General features: G+C 43.5%; 17 protein-coding genes and 1 other annotated feature. Of the genes, 2 read left to right on the forward strand and 15 right to left on the reverse strand.

Annotation, left to right across the window (positions count from 1 at the left end; genetic code table 11):
- Positions 1-56: 56 nt before the first annotated feature.
- The 11 genes from C0638_RS23865 to C0638_RS23915 form a co-directional block, all read right to left on the reverse strand.
- The gene (locus tag C0638_RS23865; RefSeq protein WP_058712235.1) at positions 57-1,292 is read right to left on the reverse strand and encodes an MFS transporter; all 1,236 of its coding nucleotides are present in this window, start codon (positions 1,290-1,292) and stop codon (positions 57-59) included.
- Between the two features lie 164 nt (positions 1,293-1,456).
- Entirely contained in the window at positions 1,457-1,930 is a 474-nt protein-coding gene (locus C0638_RS23870; protein ID WP_013370556.1) for a MarR family transcriptional regulator, read from the reverse strand.
- Positions 1,931-2,158: 228 nt separating this feature from the next.
- The gene (locus C0638_RS23875) at positions 2,159-2,584 is read right to left on the reverse strand and encodes a VOC family protein (protein WP_013370555.1); all 426 of its coding nucleotides are present in this window, start codon (positions 2,582-2,584) and stop codon (positions 2,159-2,161) included.
- 92 nt (positions 2,585-2,676) lie between these two features.
- Positions 2,677-3,330 (reverse strand): hypothetical protein, encoded by a 654-nt coding sequence (locus tag C0638_RS23880; RefSeq protein ID WP_231124578.1) that lies wholly within the window; start codon positions 3,328-3,330, stop codon positions 2,677-2,679.
- Positions 3,331-3,352: 22 nt separating this feature from the next.
- Positions 3,353-3,892 carry a GrpB family protein gene (locus C0638_RS23885; RefSeq protein ID WP_058712237.1) on the reverse strand — a complete coding sequence of 180 codons (540 nt, stop codon included), beginning with the start codon at positions 3,890-3,892 and terminating at the stop codon, positions 3,353-3,355.
- Between the two features lie 86 nt (positions 3,893-3,978).
- A complete protein-coding gene (locus tag C0638_RS23890) occupies positions 3,979-6,087 on the reverse strand; it encodes a class I SAM-dependent methyltransferase (RefSeq protein WP_058712238.1) in 2,109 nt (702 codons plus the stop codon).
- Positions 6,088-6,431: 344 nt separating this feature from the next.
- Positions 6,432-7,403: a glycoside hydrolase family 43 protein gene (locus C0638_RS23895; protein ID WP_013370551.1), complete on the reverse strand. Its 972-nt coding sequence runs from the start codon at positions 7,401-7,403 to the stop codon at positions 6,432-6,434.
- A gap of 40 nt (positions 7,404-7,443) precedes the next feature.
- Positions 7,444-8,829 (reverse strand): arabinan endo-1,5-alpha-L-arabinosidase, encoded by a 1,386-nt coding sequence (locus C0638_RS23900; RefSeq protein ID WP_058712239.1) that lies wholly within the window; start codon positions 8,827-8,829, stop codon positions 7,444-7,446.
- 86 nt (positions 8,830-8,915) lie between these two features.
- Positions 8,916-9,758, reverse strand: a complete 843-nt coding sequence (locus C0638_RS23905; protein ID WP_040101630.1) for a carbohydrate ABC transporter permease — start codon at positions 9,756-9,758, stop codon at positions 8,916-8,918.
- 27 nt (positions 9,759-9,785) lie between these two features.
- Complete coding sequence (locus tag C0638_RS23910) at positions 9,786-10,676, reverse strand: carbohydrate ABC transporter permease (protein ID WP_013370548.1); 891 nt, start codon at positions 10,674-10,676, stop codon at positions 9,786-9,788.
- Between the two features lie 93 nt (positions 10,677-10,769).
- The gene (locus C0638_RS23915; RefSeq protein ID WP_013370547.1) at positions 10,770-12,113 is read right to left on the reverse strand and encodes an ABC transporter substrate-binding protein; all 1,344 of its coding nucleotides are present in this window, start codon (positions 12,111-12,113) and stop codon (positions 10,770-10,772) included.
- Positions 12,114-12,622: 509 nt separating this feature from the next.
- On the opposite strand from C0638_RS23915, the gene C0638_RS23920 reads away from it, so the two are divergent.
- Positions 12,623-13,552 carry an ArsR/SmtB family transcription factor gene (locus C0638_RS23920; protein ID WP_013370546.1) on the forward strand — a complete coding sequence of 310 codons (930 nt, stop codon included), beginning with the start codon at positions 12,623-12,625 and terminating at the stop codon, positions 13,550-13,552.
- Positions 13,553-13,613: 61 nt separating this feature from the next.
- Here C0638_RS23920 and C0638_RS23925 read toward each other — a convergent pair whose 3' ends face one another.
- Both C0638_RS23925 and C0638_RS23930 read right to left on the reverse strand, forming a co-directional pair.
- Positions 13,614-14,315: a DUF1361 domain-containing protein gene (locus C0638_RS23925; protein WP_040101631.1), complete on the reverse strand. Its 702-nt coding sequence runs from the start codon at positions 14,313-14,315 to the stop codon at positions 13,614-13,616.
- Between the two features lie 88 nt (positions 14,316-14,403).
- Positions 14,404-15,012, reverse strand: a complete 609-nt coding sequence (locus C0638_RS23930) for a DUF1349 domain-containing protein (RefSeq protein ID WP_058711290.1) — start codon at positions 15,010-15,012, stop codon at positions 14,404-14,406.
- A gap of 189 nt (positions 15,013-15,201) precedes the next feature.
- Positions 15,202-15,440 (forward strand) — a binding site (T-box leader).
- A 42-nt stretch (positions 15,441-15,482) separates the two neighbouring features.
- Between C0638_RS23930 and C0638_RS23935 the strand changes: the two genes are divergently transcribed.
- Positions 15,483-16,667, forward strand: coding sequence for an aminotransferase class I/II-fold pyridoxal phosphate-dependent enzyme (locus C0638_RS23935; RefSeq protein ID WP_058711291.1), 1,185 nt, complete (start codon positions 15,483-15,485; stop codon positions 16,665-16,667).
- A gap of 51 nt (positions 16,668-16,718) precedes the next feature.
- On the opposite strand, the gene C0638_RS23940 is transcribed toward C0638_RS23935, so the two are convergent.
- Together C0638_RS23940 and C0638_RS23945 are read right to left on the reverse strand one after the other, a co-directional pair.
- Complete coding sequence (locus tag C0638_RS23940; protein ID WP_058711292.1) at positions 16,719-17,102, reverse strand: NUDIX domain-containing protein; 384 nt, start codon at positions 17,100-17,102, stop codon at positions 16,719-16,721.
- Between the two features lie 84 nt (positions 17,103-17,186).
- Positions 17,187-17,738 (reverse strand): O-acetyl-ADP-ribose deacetylase, encoded by a 552-nt coding sequence (locus C0638_RS23945; protein ID WP_102163815.1) that lies wholly within the window; start codon positions 17,736-17,738, stop codon positions 17,187-17,189.
- Positions 17,739-17,751 lie beyond the last annotated feature (13 nt).

Raw genomic sequence — 17,751 nt, forward strand, 5'->3', positions numbered from 1 at the left:
TATTTTCTTAAAACTACCTGCTATGCAGGTGGTTACGGAAAGCTTCGAGCGGTAGTTTACATATTTGCATGCGTTCTCTTATATAAAACTGGTATGGCCACCGCTATAAGAATCATACCCATAAAAGCGGGTGCGGCATGACCAAATGATACATAGATTTGACCTCCAATGATAGGTCCAATCATTCTTGCTAAAGCTTGAATAGATTGACTACCTCCTTGAATCCTTCCTTGTTCACTAGAATTGACAGACTTGGAGAGCATTCCATTAAATGAAGGTCCAAAGATCGAATCGCCAAAACCAAATATAAACATTCCAGCGATAATAAGTGGATAGAATGAGAACAAAGCAGATAGCGCAATGAGACCATAGCCTATAATCTCCGAGACCATTCCCAGAATTACTATCTGTTTATCACTAAGTTTTATCAAGAGCTTTGGCATGATGAAACCTTGTGAAATGATATCTTGGAATCCCATAATCGAGAACATAAGTCCGATTAATGTAGGCTTCCAACCGAAGGTATCCATTGTAAATTGTGAAAAAACTGCCTGTAAAGATCCGTTGGGTATCCAGAGTAAGAACGCTGAGACAAGTAGCCTTTTCAAGTTTTTCATGGAAAGTACGTTTGCAAGCTGTGTATATGGATTCAGTTTTACAAAGGTGATCTCTTTCAGTCTATGTTTCTTGTCAAGGCTCTCCGGCATAAAAAAGAATCCATAAACAACATTCAATAAAGTGATTATTGCTCCAAAATACATGGGTACAGAATAACCAAACTTGGCAAGTAATCCGCCTAGGGTTGGGCCAATGACCGTGCCGACACCTACAACCGCACTCACCCATCCAAAGTATTTAGTTCTCTGTTCTGGAGGAATGATATCTGCAAAATATGCGAAGATCGTGCTTATGCTCCCACCTGTTATACCTTCCATGATGCGCCCAGCAAATAGTACCCATACAGCTCCTCCTATACCAAAAACTAAGTACCCGATTACGGAACCCAAAAGGCATATTAAGAGCAATGGACGACGACCATATTTGTCGCTCAAAGCTCCAAGTACGGGAGCCGCAAAAAACACGCAAAATGCATAAACAGAGGTCAGCAGCGTAACAACTAAGGCTTGTTCTTCTGGACTGCTTGTATAAGGCTGCACTAAGAATGGGACGACAGGTGTTATGATACTGAAGCCTATTCCGCAAAGAAACACAGAGATAAGGCCGAATATTAAAGCGTGTTTATCTACGGTTTGTTCTGTGGTCTGTTGATTATGTGATCTAAATTTGAACACTTCAATTCTCCCCTCAAAAGTTGCGATTTTCCTTCCCGGGAAACAAAATTATCGTATCATATTTTTCCTTCCCAGGAAATAAAAAAAAAAAAAAAACAATAAAAAAAGCAGTCCGTTCTCAATAGAGCCCGGCTGCCTGTGGTTTGATTTTCATTATTCAAATTTTATTTCGACTTAATATCGTTACCCTTTTTCTTTATTTCTGCATCCAAATGCCTGCTATACTTATCTATGAAGCTAAGCATACTGTCAAATTGCTCATCAGTTACCTGCTCAAATACGGCTTTATCCCGCTCTTGAAACTCTTTGTGCAGTTCCTCATGGATTTTATAGATTACTTTCCCTTGCTCAGTAAGCCTAAAATAGATTTCTTTTTTGTTATCCGGCTTCTGGTAGCTTTCGATAAGGCCTTTTTTTATGAGCTTCTTAGTTATTTTACTTATGGCACCGCTAGTCATATAAAGGGACTCCGCAAGTGTTGTCACGTTGGAATCTACATTTTTTTCAATATATTCCATGCAATGTACTTCAGAAGACTTATAACCTTTAAGACTGTCTTCCATCTTATCCTTATTGAGCCAAACCATCTTGTTATATAAGTCCCTGAAACCCATTATGACCTGTTCTTCTTTGTTCATGGACTGTCCTCCCACCCGTTGGTGCATTAACAACATAATATAATATATTTTTATTTCCATTTCAACAATAATAAAAATAATTATTTTAGGAATTAAGCTATACGTGAAAAAAGAGATCCAAACACTCCCCATACCTTTATGTATGTATATTTATTTTTCAGACGAAGGACATGCACGCAAAAAAACGGCCAGATCGCTATAGTAGCGGATCGGGCCGTTTTCTATTTACTACGATCGAGCTTCTGTGAACATTTGAAAGGTGACACCAAACTTGTCTGTTACATTCCCATAAGCTGGACTAAAATGAGTTTCCTGCAAAGGCATTCCCACCTGTCCTCCTTGCTGTAAAGCATCAAACATTTTTTTAGCTTGCTCCACACTATCGGTTGTAATACAGATACTCACTTGATTCCCGCTGCTAAACGGTGAGCCGGGAAAGGTATCAGAAAACATGAGCTCTGTCTCACCTACTTTAAGGGTAGCATGTCCCACACGTTCCTTGACCTCTGCGGGAATGGGAAAATCGGGGTTTTCCGGCATTTCCCCAAAGGTTTGAATAAAAAGCAGTTGGGCATCCAATGCCTCTTCATAAAATTCGATTGCTTCTCGTGCATTTCCATCCAGCGTGATGTAAGGAATCAAACGTTTGGACATCTTCAACACAGCTCCTTTAATTCGAGGTGATTAACCCAGCCATTTCTCCTGTATTATATACAAAACTTGTCAAGAAAAACAAATCTGCATTCTTAGCTTTCATGCACCTGAATGCCAAGCTGTTTTAGCTCCTTTACCACTTCCGTAACGTTACGCTGTGGATGAAGCGCAGAGATCATCTGGGCAGTGATCGGAACGCCGTTGAAAATCTGGCTTACCACCCCTAGAGAAATCGGCAGCTCATAGTAACTTTCAGCCCAATCCTGATATTCCTCCGGTGTAACTATAATTTTCCCCAGCAAAAAGGATGAGCCATCGTCATATCCCTCAGGAAAGTTCGTGTTGCCCATACGCCACTCCTTATCTCCCGCTTCCCTCCACATACAAAAGGTAACGTCCTCTTTCTCTAGCGCTTCATCTTCCAAAAGCTCCATCATATCATCAGGCACACCGTCGTACATGCCCGGCCAGACCTCATATTCGTCTCTTGCATGAGGACTTACAGGGGATTCGTGGTCAAAACCCTTCAACAACACACCTCCACGTGTCCATAGCATATGAATCGTATCTCCAGCGCCGTTGTTCACCTCACCCAGACACACATCACCAGACCATTCAGACTGCATACGATACGTGCGTAACCAATCTTCTGGAGACAATATAATATCCAGCGCTGACAGCAGCATCATTCTCTCTTTTAAACCATTCGGCGTTACCTGTGCATCAAGCATCATATTCTTCATCATACCTCCACCTTGTCCATGCGTACTAAAATTCCATTTGTCTCTGCTTTTGTGTTTCAAGCTTCGCTTGCTCAACGATCTGCCGAATGAAAGGTCCCTTGGCTTCGGTATACGCTGCGCGGTCATGTTTGAATTGATGCGCCAAATCTTTTTTTAGAGTCTCATGCGCTCGCAGGCTCTCAGGATGCGCTTTCAAGTAATCTCTGAACAATAAATGGTTTTCCCAATGTTCTCCTTTATACTTGTAAATATGCAAATGATGGGTCCCAGCTCCCCATTCTCCACGGCGAAAGAAAGCTCGCTCTGGAAAATCCGGCTTATGTACATATTCATATTCAATACCTAGTAAACGCTCTCGCTGTTCGGATTGAATAATCGCCAAATCTTCTACTCCAACCATAATGTCGATAATAGCCTTGGCTCCCAAACCAGGAACGGATGTACTGCCAATATGCTCTACGCCGACACATACGTCTCCGAGGGCCTCTATCATTTTTGCTCGTTCTCGTGTATACTCTGCTACCCACTGCGGATTATATTCGGATATCACTACCTGCTTGGACATGAACGCACCTCCATTGGTTTTCTAAAAAAATGCCTTCCCAGTGCGCTTGGCACACCTCAGAAGGCATTCTCTTGTTCAAATTAAAATCATTTAGTTGCTTCATCCCTATGATTTGGCTTCTCAATCACGATCAGACAGGTACTGTCTGGCAAAGGAACCAGCTGTCCCTGCTCATCCATGAATTCAACACGACTGGACAACGCTTCGGCATAGCCCTCCTGCAAATAGTGGCGACTCACCCGGATAATCGCTTGTGAACCAAGTGTGTTACGAATACATTCTTCATACTGTGACGGAGTAAAATAACCAAACTGCTCCTGCACTTCATGCACATAGGCTTCCGCTCCCCATGTATAGGTATATAGAAATTCCATTGCATCATTTACCGGCAAAACAGCCTCATGCTCACCTATACGCTCTATTTCAATGGGGCGACCCGCAAAATCCTGCGCATACCGCATCAGCCATTCCATTCCGTCCGGCTCCAAAAATCGAATGCGTCTGCGCTGCTCTACTGGTTCGGTCATAATACCGTCACGAATGATAATGCGTCCGCCGGGTGCAAGTACACGATAGGCGCTTTGCAAAGCAGCCTCCACTGTTTGTGAATTGAACCTTTTTCCATCTCGTTCGATGTAGGAATACAGCTCGTGAAGAATCGAAGAGAAAATAACCGTGTCCATGCTCTCCGTTTCCACAAATTCTTCCAGTCGAAGCGCATCACCTTTGATGACATCCCAACGACGGTGCTCCAATTGCTTTTTGCGTTTAAGAGCCTCAATCACATTCACAGAAATATCAAGACCCAACGGCTTGGAGTCTGGTCTTTCCTGCTCGATCAGATCCAGCAGTACGCCCCCGCCGGGTCCGATATCCAGTATACGGGTTCCAGTAACGTAATCCAGAATGACCCTTTTGAAATCTGCGGTCTGGTTCATATCTGTAAGGTACGTCTCCTCATTGTGAAAGCGATCATAAGCATCACGCCGTAATCCGAACAGATCAAACAGCAGCAGAACTGCTTTGTCATACAGAGGCGTCTTTTCTGCCTCAATACAAAAGTCGATCAATTTTTCAGCAGCTGATGAAAATACAAAATTAAAAAACACGGTACTTGGCAGCTCCTCCTTATGCTCCACGATTACACTCAAATGAGGATTATGCTTCCGTTTTCCTTTTGTGATATCCTGCCAAGACAGTGCGCTTAAATATTTTTCTATCATTCGTTTTTTGTATACGTTAATTTTCTTAACACCACGATAGTCATAATACATCGTATTCATAAGTGATTCAAAACTGATATGCCGTACCGTTGCAGGCTGTTCCTGCCCTGTGCCATCCCTCAATGTGAGTAAAAATACCTTAACCAGTTCTTGAAGTGAAAAATCCTGCAAAGCTGATTCTACATACCAAAGTGTACGATTCTCCAGCGGAGCCAGCGCCTTCTCTACATTCAGCTCCCACTCCAGCTCGGCGTAAGCCTGCTCAAACGGCTCACCTTCATGAATCGAAACCGACCGCAATCTCTCCAGTCGCTCCTTTACACTCCAGACTACAGGTGCGTTATCCCAGGCAATCCAGCCGATTAGCTGCTCCACTTCACCGCGTACTTGTTCCCATAATGCAGGATCTACACCGGCGATAATGCATTCGTTTAGTGCTCGTAATACAAGCTCCAATTCCTCCGAGCTCAGCCAGCCCTTACGAGTGATTTCGAGCAGCAGTCGATTTTCTGCAAAGGGTATTTCTCCCCGTATATACTGTCCGATCAATCCATGCGTCTCAATCAAAATTCGGGTCATGCTGTTGCGCGGGTAGGCAGGGGACTCTGCTTGAGCCTGTCTGACATACAGTTGGGAGGAGCCAATATTATGTACAAATAAATTAATGCCCTCATGCTGCCAGCGTAGCCGTTCGCGGACTGTGCCTCCTTTGGCTGTCTCAGACCATACCAATACATCCTCTAGTAGCTCTTTAACCCAGAATGACAATGGAAGTCCGTCCAAAATAAGCAACGTGCGCTCCACGTAGTCCAGCACAGGATTGGCATCCTTTAACTCACCTATGGATCGAATGCGCTCCAAATTTACAATACGCTCCTCAGCCGAAACAAGCAGCTTTAGCCAAGTCGGTGTATCCCAGGCCAGATCACTTTCTTTCCTGTAATTAGCAATGGCTTTTAACGATTGTAACATTTTTCTCACCTCGTGTGATTCGGATTCGGTATGCACAGGAGACTTTGGAAAATATCTTGTATACCCTACACTTTACCATACATTTGTAGCTTCCATCTCGTGGAAAATATTAAACATTTGTATCAATTAATCGCTTGACATGTTCTAGGCTTCACATAACCTGATTTAAAGTTCCCATAGTTTCCGAGACGTCTCTCCCTCCCAAAAGCAAAAAGATACCTTCCAGCCTAAGGCCGAAGATATCTCATTGCTATTGTTAGACGCAGCAAAATCATTTTCCTGCGATGTTTTATAAAGTTATAGCGTCGCTGTGTGACACGTCAATCGTCTAGCATATATTCTGCTTAGTTATTAACGGAAACGCCATCTGGCACTGGAATACCAAAATTAGGTGTTCCATCCTCATTCCAGTTCAACGGCTGAACACGTGTATGACGATTCGGATCATACAGCGGGTCACCTGTAATTTCCTTGTAATTGCGGGCGTGATATACGATAACGTCACTACCATCCTCAGCAACAGTAAAACTGTTGTGACCAGGTCCGAATTGACCTGTCTCCTCATTCGTGCAGAATACCGGCGCAGGAGACTTTGCCCACGATTTCGGGTCAAGTAAGTTTGCATTCTCGTCTGCCGTTAGCAGGCCCATGCAATAATTGTGGTCCGTAGCACTAGCTGAATAGCTGATAAAAATTCGGCCGTTCCGTTTCAGAACCGCTGCACCTTCATTCACCTTAAAACCGATGACTTCCCAGTCATATTCTGGTGTAGAGATCATAACCTGCTCACCGCGCAGCGTCCACGGATTGCTCATTTCTGAAATATACAGATTGGAGTTGCCTACGATGTCCGGGTCTTTCTGAGCCCATACATAATATAGAACGCCATTGTGCTGGAAGGTTGTCGCATCGAGAGCAAACGTCTCCCAGCGAGTTTTGATCTGTCCCTTTTCCACCCATTCGCCTTCCAGAGGATTAGCTGAATCATTTTCCAGCACGAACATCCGATGGTCGAACAGACCTTCCTTCGTTTCTGTGGTACGAGCTGCTGCAAAATAAATGTACCATTTGTCGTTAATATAATGAATTTCCGGTGCCCAAATGTTCGCGCTTAACGGACCCGTTTCATATTTATGCCACACTGCCACTGGCTCTGCTGTATTCAAACCTTGAATAGTACGTGCCCGCCGAACCTCAATGCGGTCATACTCTGGCACAGATCCGGTAAAATAATAGTACCCATCACTATGCTTGTAAATCCAAGGGTCTGCACGTTGCTCAATGACCGGATTATTAAAGGATACAGTTTGATTCATGGTTTTTCTCTCCTCTATGTGTAATATGTAGTTCATAGGATTAATCGCTGATACGTTTTCCCCAGATGGAAATTCCTTTTTCATTCATACCCGTAAAAATTAGAGTATGGCGACCAAGCTCCCAGTCCCATGAAGGAAGCAATAGCAATTCCTCCTTTGACTCTTCGGACGAATTTCTCCAATTCATTGTTAGAGTACGTCTGCCATCAAAACTCCAGTGACCTTCCAGAGAACCACTGGTTGCCCGCCCTCCATCTTCCAGACGAAGCGGTTCAGCTTCCACCTGACCGTCTACTTCTTGCCTGATCACGATGCGCTCCCAGTTGCCGGATAATAATCTTTTGGGTATATCCTGCTCCTTTTCGCCCGCATACCGCTCCGGCGATACGATAGGCCAGCCATCAGCCGTCCACAATATTTTGCGCACATGCAAGTAAGGCCAGCTCTTATCCGTTTCTCCCCGCGCATGATGAACAATATAGTAATCGTCTCCGTCCTTCAGCACGGAATTATGACCTGGCGCAACCCAGCCTTCTCCTTCACTGAAACGATAACCGCCCAGTACCTTGGTCCCAATCTCATATTGAGGAAAATAACTGGTATCTGCCATATCATGTCCATTCATATCTACGTACGGGCCTGTGATGGAATCCGAGCGGGCTACGCGAACATTGTAGTCCTCGAACAAAGAATCATACGAGACGAACAAGTAGTATTTACGGAACACAGGATTGTACACAATGTACGGACCTTCCACAGCCCCGTCCTCGGTTGCCCGATCTCTGGCAGCGATATTTTTACCATAACCAGATTCTTTGAGCTTTCCAGTCTGCGGATCAAGCGGTGTAATATAAATCCCGCCGAAAAAAGATCCGTACACCATCCATGGATTACCATCAGCATCCAATACCGGATTAGCATCAATTGCATTCAGCTTGTCATGCTCATCCGTTTTAACAACCAGTCCCTCATCCTTCCAAGGACCTTCTGGGGAATGGGATGTCTGTAACCCAATGGCTGATCGTGTGCTGCCAAATGTAGAGGCAGAATAATACATTCGATAGGTATCGCCCATCTTTATGACGTCCGGGGCCCACAGATTCGTTGCTGATGACCATGCCCCCGCTTCCTTTGGAATGCCAGGTAAAGCATATTGAACCCAGTTCCAGTGAATCAGGTCGGTCGATTTGCGCACCATGACACCCGGCCTCAGTTCTCCACCTGTCTTTACATCCGTCGAATAGACATAATATCCCTGATCTGTTTTGATAATTGCTGGGTCATGAGCATTGTTAATAGTCCAGCGCTGTTCATCGTCTATCGTGCTTTGATCATACAAGTGATCAGGAGGCGGAGCCTGCGGATATACAGGGTCCGGAGTGTTATCCCCACAGCCGGATAGGCCCAGCATTAGCAGCATAACCATAACTGTTATTCTCCTCCTTCCTTTGCTCAATACATATGGTGACTGCGTTCCATCATTCATCCAAATCGTCCAAGTGCGAGTGTCAATTAACCCTTGACACCTGAAATGGCAACCGACTCAATAATTTGTTTCTGGAAGATTAGGAATATAATCAACACAGGTAACAAGGCTATAATGGAAGCTGCCATAATAAGCGGATAGTCTGTCTGAATGGCGTAAGTCGCATTAAAATTCGCGATAACCAGCTGCAATGTCTGCGTTTCTGGTGAGTTCAAGTAAATAATCGGTGCCAAGTAATCGTTCCAAATCCCCATAAACCATAAGATCAGCTGTGCCGCAACTGCCGGCTTAATGAGTGGGAACGTAATCGACGAATAAAGTCGGAAATAAGAGCTTCCGTCAATTTTAGCAGCTTCGATAATAGCATCTGGTACACTCAGCAAATACTGCCGCAGGAAAAAGATCATAACTACATTACCGAACAAGCCGGGAACGATCAGAGGCAACAGCGTATCTATCCAGCCAAGTTTGGAGAACATCATAAACTGTGGAATCATAACTGTTGGGTAAGGAATCATCATGGATGCGATGAGTGCCAAAAACAGTTTATTTTTATGAGGGAATCTCAGCTTTGCGAATGCAAAAGCGGCCACACTAGATGTGAAGGTACCCACAACCGTGACACTTACAGCCACAATCACGCTGTTCTTGATCCCGCTTAACAGAGGACCTGCTTCCCAAATTTCCTTGTACTTACCGAACTGAAACACCTCTGGTATCCATACTGGTGGAAGTGCAAAGACATCCTGCTTTTCTTTTACCGAAGTGGACAACATCCAAAGCAACGGCGCGATCATCGCAATCGCTCCAAGCGCCAGTACAATAAAGATAATGATATTGGTAACTTTCGTTTTTTGACTATGGGACATAATCAGCCTCACTCCTTTCCGCGAAAATCAATCCCCATCAAAGGATGATTTTTCATTCATTTTAAATTGAATCAAAGTTACGATAAAAATGAAGATGCCGAGAATCATAGCCATCGCGGAGGCATATCCCATTTGCAGGTTTTTAAATGCCTTATCCCAAATATAGAAGACAATTGAGGCGGATGAATATTCCGGACCCCCTGTAGGTGTCATAATGTTCATTTCAGTAAAGATTTGCGAACCACCAATAATGTTGGTAACGACCAGGAAAAAGGTTACTGGTTTCACCATTGGCCATGTAATATTGCGGAACATTTGGAATCCGCTAGCCCCGTCCAGCTCTGCTGCTTCATAATAAGAGCGAGATACACTTTGCAGTGCAGCCAGATACAGCAACATTGTATATCCGAGACCTTTCCATACAGTCATGAGAATCAAGGCCGGTTTGACTGTATCCTTATCCATCAGCCAGTTAGGTCCTTTAATACCGAACAGTTCAAGGAATTGGTTCACCAAACCATAATCTCCGTTGTAAGCCCAGTTCCACATAATAGAAACAGCAGCCAACGAAGAAATGACCGGAATATAATAAATCACACGAAATGTCGTCGTACCTGGAATCTTGCGATTCAACCCCAGTGCCAGCAGTAAAGCTAGTACAAGACCGATTGGAATACCCAACATTAAAAAAAGAGTATTGTACATCGATTTGTAAAAGAGTTCATCGCTAAATAAATCCTTAAAATTGTCGAACCCAATAAAGTTCATTTGTCCTAATCCGTCCCAATCTGTAAAAGAGCCGTATAACGAATAGACAAACGGGAACAACGTAAAGATTAGCAGACCGAGAATAGGCGGAAGAATAAATAAGTATCCATATATCTTCTCTTTGCGGTAGAGATTAGATTTGGTTATCACAGGGCTCACCTCTGTTTCTGATTTGGAATGAAGATGATGTTAGCAGCATGATATTCAGCCACTAACATCATCCTTTTTTCCTCTATTTACGCATTATTTCTGTGATTTTTTCTCTTGCTCCACCGCTTTATCCAGCAGTTTCTGCATCTTCGGTTGTTCTTGTTTCACATAATCTGCTGCCGTAATTTTGCCATCCAGCACAGGTTGAATATCTGTGAAGAAAATATCGTACCATTCTGCGTTATACGTATAGTTACCTGGTAATGAGCGTCCATAGTCATTTACGATATCAATAAATTCCTGTTTGTTGTTAGGCTTTGTTTTCGTGTCTTTGGCCCATTCATCAGCCATATCCAGCAGATTCGGAATTTGTACCTTGGCATCTACGAGTTGCTTCATGCCTTCTTTGGAAGTAGTCAGATAGTTAACCAGTTCTACAGCTTCATCCGGGTATTTTGTTTTAGAGGAAACACCGATACCCAGAGAACCAATCCATGTTGCCGGTTTGCCAGTCGATCCAGTTGGGAAAGGCAACAAATCATATTCGAATGGCAGTTTTTCAAATGTACTCATATCCCAAGGACCTACTGGGAAGAAAGCCATTTCGCCCTTCATCCAGCGTTGATATGTGTCCAATGTTTGTGATTGTTCAATACCAGGTGTAATTTTATATTTGTTTTGCATATCAGCAAAGAACTGAAGCGCTTCCGCAAATTTCGGATCATCAATTGTTACTTTGGTTTTGCTCTCATCCAGCCAATCAGCACCATTACTCCATACAAAGGCTTGCAATGCCCACTGAACGTTAAAGCCTGTTCCGTATTGATCTGGCTTGCCGTCACCGTTGGTATCTTTGGTCAGCTCTTGGTTAACCTTAATGAACTCATCCCATGTATATGGCTTGTCTTTGTCAGGCAATGGAACACCTGCTTTTTCAAACATGGTTTTGTTATAACCCAAAGCGAATGGACCCAAGTCCTTCGGCATACCGTAAATATTTCCCTGACCGGCCATTTTACCGTCATAGCGATACAAATCTACACCGTATTTCCAGATGTTATCCAGATTTATATCCTTGCTCTTATCAATATAAGGTGTTAGATCCTTCAACACCCCACTGTTAACATAAGCTTTCAAATCCCCAGGGGCAAAATAAAAGATATCTGGAAGATTATTACCTGTAATTGCAGCTCTAAGCTTTGTAGCATATTGATCTGCTGCCGTCACAACCATTTTAACCTTCACACCAGGATGTTCTTCTTCAAATTTTTTGATAACATCCTTATAAGCCTTCTGCTCATCCGTTCCTCCACGGAACATGAAAGTCAATTCCTTGCTTCCATCGCTACTGGAACTTCCTCCACTACAGCCTGCCAGTGCAGCAACCATTAACAACAGAACAACCATTGTTAGCGCAAAACCTTTTTTCTTTGTCAACGCGACCCCTCCTAAAATTAAAATGAAACCGCATACATTAAGTGTTAAATTAACTTCATACCACTCGGCCTGATCTTTAACTGTGCGGTACACAACCCGTTGTTGATTGCCGCTGTGATTATCATCCCTCTCATGTACCGTATAATTAACATTTACCTTTATCAATAATGAATTCGTTTACAAATAAAATATAGCACGCCATTCTACGGTTCGTCAATGCATTTTTCAATCTTTTTAAATAATTATAAAACATAGATTGGAGTAACTTAAAAAGTAAAATTAAATCGCATTTAAGTATTTTTATTAATAAAATCTAATTAAAAAAACTTAAATACGATTTTTTTATAAAAAATGCTTTATTTTAGAACGCGATTTCCTCTCTTCTTCTTTTAGTAAAAAAAATTTACAGAAAAGCAGTTTACTTCTTTATGATTTTATTTTAACATAAATCAAAGTAAAAATATAAACGCTTACATCACACTTTTTATAGATAAGGATGGGCTATAGCTATGATTTATATTAAGGACTTAATGTCAGGGTTAGATATTTTCAAAGCATTGGGCTCGGAAATCCGCATTCAAATTCTTGAATTACTTGCTGTTCAAGGACAAAGTATGAATGATATTGCGAGCAAGCTGAATTTAAGTAACGGCACCATTACGATGCATATTCGCAAACTGGAAGAATGCGGACTTGTGGAAATCAATACCGTAAGCGGTAAACACGGGACCCGAAAAATGTGTTATTTAAATAAGGAAAAGCTAATGGTAGATCTGCGCAGCAGAGAACAAAAAAATGTGTATGAGGTAGAAATTCGCATCGGTCATTATAGTAACTACCAGGCAGTTCCTACTTGTGGATTAGTGACCAAAGACAGCATTATCGGCGATTTTGATGACCCACGCTATTTTGCAGATCCCGCGCGACTGGACTCTGAAATGATCTGGATGGCAGAAGGTTTTCTGGAATACCGCATTCCTAACTACTTGAAAGCGAATCAATCCTTTACCGAAATTCAATTTTCCGCGGAGCTGGGGTCAGAAGCACCGTGTTATTGTGAGGACTATCCGTCTGATATTTGTTTTCATGTAAATGGTATTGCCATCGGTCACTGGACGAGCCCAGGCGATTTTGGAGCTGTTCCGGGGGTCCTCAATCCCGACTGGTGGCCTCCACACTTGAATCAGTACGGCATGCTGAAGTTAATTCGCATCAATCAACATGGAAGCTTCATTGACGGGTGTCGTATATCAGAAGTCACAATAGACGATATCGGACTTGATTACAAAAGCGATATTACACTGCGTTTATCCGTATCCGATCAATCGCAAAACAAAGGAGGGCTCACTATTTTTGGTAAAAGATTCGGAAATTTCAGCCAAGATTTGCTTGTGCGCGTGCTTTATGATGTACACGAAGAAGATAACTCCAACTCCTAACTCGTCACAGATAAAAAGGCCGAAGTCTGTATTCATTGAATACAGGTCCTCGGCCTCAATCCTAATCCTCACGTAAAGAGATATAGATAAATAGATAAAAGATGACCGCCATCCCAAACACCAGCCAGCTAAAAGACAGTAAATGAAGCTTCTCCCCTGCATTTACTGCCCAGCTCCAAAGATCCGCAAAAAGCACCAGCGGTTGCAGCAACACATCCCAACTATTCCAGCGTGCAAATCTGCCTATATATACACCTATGCTGGCCAACCACAACATCACAAAGACTACAACCCATGCGAGCCACTCTGAACAAATCTTCCTCAACATACGGTGGATCATTAATACACAAAGAGATGTAAGAAAAAGACCAATTCCAGCGGCTGAAAAGAACGTAAATAAGATTAGCCAAAATTGAGTGTTCAACCAAAAACGCGTACCAGGGTTCACATCGTAAAAACGGAATGCATGTAGTAACTCGGTCACTAGATAAAGAGCATTCGGCAGAAAGAACAACCATACCCATGCGGCGAAAAATAAAAGAATATTTCTCACTTTTGCATTTCGTAATTTGGATAAAGCCACCATTAACAATGAAATAAACACCGGAACCCAAGCCAGGAATATGTCCCAGTACAGAAATTGATATATCCTCGTCCCGCTTGTGGACTGTAAATACATAATGAGTCCGAAACAGCCCAATGTAGCTACAAGCATCACCCCCAACAAACCAGGCAGCTTGTAACCCTTCCTTCTTAACAGCAAACTTCCATCTACCTCCTGCCTAAAAACACGTATTTAAGTCTTTTTAACTTTCTCTTATAGCGCTTTCATATATAGAGAGGGCTTTTATTTATTCCACGTTTCGTATATCCTCGAACACATGGTTTGTTATTGTCAAAGCGTCAAAGGTAACATTACACCCCTCCCCTACTGGAGATTGTGCGACAACCCCAACTTTTAGCTGGCTGGGAACATTCATCCCAAAATATCTGGCCAGTTTCCAATGGTGACCATCCGATGAATAGTGAAAGGCAAAGCAATTTCCAGCTCGTGTTACTCGCAAATACGGATTAGAAGCATCCATCGCCCCCGATATACAATCATCGGATGTATCCCGTGTAACCACACTTAGGATCGAGGGGGTATTCTCAAAGTATTCAAAGCACACTTTTGCCCAATGAGTATCATCAGCCATCACCATCAAGCATCCTGAGTCATAGGGCTGCTTCATATCGACACGAACCCTCGTCCATATTGTAAAATCTCCTTGAAGGGTGGTATGCAAAAAAGGAGCGGACGATTTGATAACGGCGCCGGACGGATCTCTAAAAAAATCTGCCTGTGAAGGTGCAGATACTTGTAAAGCCTTGAATTCATCGAAGCTCCATACAGTCGGTTCGTTGATCCAGCCCCATCCTTGAGGCAAAACCTTGTCGTTAAAGTCTTCAAATACGTTCATATGGATACCATCCCTCTCTAGCCAATATAGTCTTAACACAGTGAATTTTGGGGTACAATTCCCCTTGATACCACTATATACGTTATCTTCCAGTCGTCAATGATGATGCCCCTGTCTTTACAATTTATAAAAAAAGACTTGCCATTCTGAAATGTTGTGCTTATAATTACACCTAAATTGATACGGCAACAAATTTCAATGACGAGAACGAGTAAGCTATACAGCGGATTTGCAGAGAGTTGGGGCAGGTGAAAGCCAACATTCCGAGGGTAGCTGAACGCCATCTCTGAGAAGCGGGCTGAACCTGAAGTAAGCTCTGCCGCCTTTCCAGCGTTAACCGGAACACGTATTGATGGATACGTGAACAGAGTGTCATTTCCTATGGAATGAAACTAGGGTGGTAACACGGGTATAAACTCGTCCCTTTTACAGGGGCGGGTTTTTTTGTTTTTCAATAAGGAGGAATCAACATGACAAATGTATCGACAGCAGTATCTATAACTGATTTTTTGACTCCGGCTGTACGGGAAATGCCGCCTTCAGGTATCCGTCGGTTTTTTGAATATAGTGCAGGCAGAAAAGATATCGTATCGCTTGGTGTTGGTGAACCGGATTTTGTAACTCCTCAACATGTGAGAAAGGCCTGTATCACAGCACTGGAAAATGGTAAAACCTCATACACACCCAATGCAGGTCTCCCTGAGCTTCGTGAGGAAATTGCCGGATATCTGGAGAGCAGCTTCAGCACATCCTATAACCCGGCAGATGAAATCATGGTCACTGTTGGCAGTAGTGAAGCGTTGGATTTGGCGCTACGCGCCCTCATCACAACACACGATGAAATACTCATACCAGCTCCCTGTTATATTTCGTATTCGCCTATTACGTTTTTGAACGGAGGACATACCGTAACGGTTGAAACGTCTGCTGACCAGCAGTTTAAGCTGACAGCTGAGGCGCTCAAATCCAAGCTGACTCCACGATCCAAAGTGCTTATTCTCTGTTATCCGAACAACCCGACTGGCGGGGTGATGACCTATGAGGATTGGCTACCCATTGCCCGTCTGGTTGAGGAGCATAATCTGATCGTCATATCGGACGAAATTTATGCTGAATTGACCTATGGACAGCAGCATGTAAGTTTCGCTTCTCTGCCAGGAATGAAAGAACGCACCCTGCTCATCAGCGGCTTTTCCAAAGCATTTGCCATGACAGGGTGGAGGGTCGGCTATGTATGCGGTCCGAAAGAGTTGATTTCAGCCATGCTGAAAATCCATCAATATACAGCCATGTGCGCGCCTATTATCGGGCAAATTGCCGCTATTGAATCCCTGCGCAACGGGCTGGAGGAAAAAGATCGTATGATGGAGTCCTACAATCAACGTAGAAAATGGTTCGTTGCTGCCCTCTGTCAGACAGGACTTCCATGTCATGAACCGGGCGGTGCCTTCTATGCTTTTCCCTCCATTATGCACACAGGGTTAAGCTCAGAACAGTTTGCCAAACGACTGTTGGAAGAACAAGGAGTTATAACGGTCCCGGGTTCCGCATTCGGCCCAGGCGGCGAAGGTTTTATCCGCTGCTCGTATGCGTCATCGCGTGAACAGCTGGAAACGGCTCTGGAACGCATCAGCGTATTCCTGAAACGCCTGTAAACCGATTTTCCATCGCATGAACTGAACATGAGCATGGGGTGAACATTTACTTCAGCAGCTTCTGAATAAGCTTTTTCTGGTGTGGTGGCATTTAAAAATAAGATCCACGCGGTTCGGCAACTGGCCAAACTGGGCTTGCGCCAATGAGGTGATCTCTACCTCCAGCCCAGTTTCTTCCCGGACTTCGCGCCGTAAGGCGGTTTCCGGCTGCTCTAGCTCCAGCCAGCCGCCGGGAATTCCCCACGGTTGCTTCCGGTATACGTGCTTTAATAGCAGCACTTCCCCGGCATCGTTCGTGAAAATGTCCAGCACAGCAACTAAAAATTTATGTTGTGCCCGGTACACCAATGCATTTTTCAATCGAGTGAACGGCGTATGCTTATACATGAATACAAGCCAATCCCGCGGAATCTTATTTATCAGCTTAACCAGCATAACACACCTCCAGTTGAGCACTCTTACATCAATTCATTCGTTGGATTAAGTTAAATGAGGAGCTTAAGTATGTATACTAAAAATTTAACCTATAGGTGACTGTAGCTTACGGCTATATAACTGAGCATTTTCCGCATCAAAACAAACAAAAATAATCTCATTCAACCCAACATGTTCCTGTACAAAACGTGTCACTTCCTGTATAGCAATCTCGGCCGCCTTTTCTTTCGGGAATCGGTAGATGCCTGTGCTGATATTGGGAAAAGCAATGCTGCGTGCATTCAATTCTAAAGCTAATTGCAGTGTATGACGGTAGCATGTCGCCAATAGCTCTTCTTCCTGATGGTCTCCACCATTCCACACAGGGCCGACAGTATGAACAACATATTGGGCTTCCAGCTTGCCAGCCGTCGTATAAACTGCGCCTCCTACCGGACATCCCCCTTGCTTGTTTCTGATTCGGACACAATCTTCCAATATAGCCGGACCGCCAGCTCTATGAATTGCACCATCTACACCACCGCCACCCAGCAAGCTTGTATTTGCAGCGTTGACAATAATATCCGCCTTACAACAGGTAATATCCCCTTGCACCACACGTATGATCACGTTAAATCGTTCAATTTGGGTATCCATTGGTCCTCCTTCT

The organism is Paenibacillus sp. lzh-N1, from assembly GCF_002872435.1.
GTDB classification, from domain to species: domain Bacteria; phylum Bacillota; class Bacilli; order Paenibacillales; family Paenibacillaceae; genus Paenibacillus; species Paenibacillus polymyxa_C.